We start from the raw sequence: 2,390 nt of genomic DNA on the forward strand, positions 1-2,390 counted from the left end.
GTCCGACGTAGTGGCCCTTGAGCCCGTACCGCTCCTCCAGCGCCTGCGCGGTGCGTGCCGCGCCCTCGATCATCCAGGCCGCCCGGTCGGCCACCCGGCCCTGGGAGACGATCAGATCAATCATCGGCTGAAATCCTGCTTTCGTGAGGGTGCACCACGTCTGCGGGGTGCACCGGGAAAATTGCGGCCGGGTCGCCGGCCTATGCTCCGCGGAAGGTGAAGGGGCAGGTGTCCGCCCTCTCCCGGTTCTCCTCCACGAGGCCGTACTGCATCCATTCGAGGGCGCCGGTTCCGTACGAACCGAGCTGCTGTGCATGCGGGGTGCCGTCGTAGCGCGCGATGCGGCCGCGGATATTGGAGCGCACTTTTCGGCCGCTGGGCGTGTCGCCCGCGAAAACGTCGAACCGCTCGCGCGGATTGATCACCAGGGCGAAGTGACGGCCGAGATTGCGGCTGCGTCGCACCTGGTGGGCGGGGCTGCTCATGTTGATGAACAGCGGCATTCCATGGAAACACATGGACCACGCTTCGGACTGCGGGTCCTTGTCGACGCCTTCGGGCCACGGCGTGGGGTCGATCGCGTGCAGCTCCTGGAGGACCCACCAGCCGAACGCGTGGTACTGCTCGACGGAGTCGGCCGTGACGGCTTCCGCCGAGAAGACGACGACCAGCGGGTATGCGGTGTCAAGGGCGCCGTCCCAGTCCCTCGACAGCTCGACGTAGGCCCGGAGGCCGGCTCCGAGGTGCCGGATCGACTCCTTCCGGGAGCCGTCCACGAAGACGAACCTCACCAGTTTCTTGCGGAAGGCGTTCCTTGAGAAAACGCAGGGGAAACCGGGGTCCGTGAGGCGGGACTCTATGTCCTCGAAAGCGGCACGATGCCATCCGTTCAGATCGTCGCCGATCTGTTCCTGGCTGATTAATTCGGCGTTCTCGCCTGATTCATTCAACTGAACGTGTCCCTTCCCCGGGCAAATGGCCGGCGGGGTAGCAGCTCACTTCAATTCACAATCCGTGGATGATGCCATCGTCATTCAAGGGGTGTCAAGGCCGGTCGGAGTGGCTGGAAACGGATGATTCCGAGCGACCTGTATTTTTTGCGGGCCAGGTCGGCGGCCGGGGGACGCCCAACCGGCAATCATTTGCCGGTCGACCGGCAAATGATTGCCGCTTGACGGCTGCTTAAGATCATTGGCAGCATCCTTGAGGTCACCGCCCGATTTATTCACGGGGGAACAATGGATTTTTTTGATAAGGACTTAGCGGCATGACCACTCCGCAGCCCGAAGAGACGGAAAGCGGCTACCACCGCGGGCTCGGCACCCGGCAGGCCCAGATGATCGCCATCGGCGGGACCATCGGGACCGGGCTGTTCCTCGGCGCGGGCACCGGAATCTCCCGGGCGGGCCCGAGCCTGATCCTCTGGTACGCCGTCGCCGGGGCCATCCTGTTCATGGTGGTCCGGGCCCTGGGCGAACTGCTGATGTACCGCCCCGCCACCGGGAGTTTCGCCGACTACGCGAGGGAGTTCCTCGGCCCGTTCTGGGGGTACGCCACCGCGTGGACGTACTGGATCATGTGGGTCACCACCGGCATGGCCGAGATCACCGCGGCCGGCACCTTCGTCCGCTACTGGGCGCCGGGCTTCGAGCAGTGGAAGACGGCCCTGATCTCCCTGGTCGTGCTCACCGTCGCCAACCTGATCACGGTGAAGATCTTCGGCGAACTGGAGTTCTGGTTCGCCATGATCAAGGTCACCGCCATCCTGGGCATGATCCTGATCGGCGTGGGCGTGCTGACCCTCGGGTTCAGCGACGCCGGCGACACCGCCTCCGTCACCCGGCTGTGGGCCGACGGCGGCGTCGCGCCGAACGGGGTGTGGGACTCGCTCATGACCCTGCAGATCGTGCTCTTCGCCTACCAGGGCGTGGAACTCGTGGGCGTGACCGCCGGGGAGACCAAGGACCCGCACAAGAACGTCCCGCGCGCCATCAACACCCTTCCGGTCCGCTTCGCGCTCTTCTACCTGGGCGCCCTCCTCGTGATCCTGTCCGTCGTCAGCTGGACCGAGTTCCGCCCCGGGACCAGCCCGTTCGTCGCCGCCTTCGTCAAGATCGGCATTCCCGCGGCGGCCGGCATCGTCAACTTCGTGGTGCTCACCTCGGCCCTGTCCTCCTGCAACGCCGGCGGCCTGTACGCCACTTCGCGCATGCTGCGGGCCGCGGCCCTCAACGGCGACGGCCCCAAGGCCCTGGCGCGGCTCACCGCGCGCGGTGTTCCCCGTACGGCCCTGATCGTCTCGGCGCTCGTCATGGCGGTGGGCGTCGGCGTCAACGCGATCGACCAGGAACACGCCTTCACCTACATCACCAGCGTCTCCACCGGCGGAG

2 protein-coding genes are annotated in these 2,390 nt (G+C 66.0%); one reads left to right on the top strand and one right to left on the bottom strand.

Annotated elements, in window-relative coordinates; all coding sequences use genetic code 11:
* Positions 1-200: 200 nt before the first annotated feature.
* Positions 201-950, bottom strand: coding sequence for a YqcI/YcgG family protein (locus AB0O29_RS35115; protein ID WP_365160280.1), 750 nt, complete (start codon positions 948-950; stop codon positions 201-203).
* 317 nt (positions 951-1,267) lie between these two features.
* On the opposite strand from AB0O29_RS35115, the gene AB0O29_RS35120 reads away from it, so the two are divergent.
* On the top strand, positions 1,268-2,390 hold a 1,123-nt coding region (locus AB0O29_RS35120; RefSeq protein ID WP_365160283.1), incomplete at its 3' end, for an amino acid permease.

The organism is Streptomyces sp. NPDC089915, assembly GCF_040684675.1.
In the GTDB taxonomy this organism is placed as follows: Bacteria; Actinomycetota; Actinomycetes; order Streptomycetales; family Streptomycetaceae; genus Streptomyces.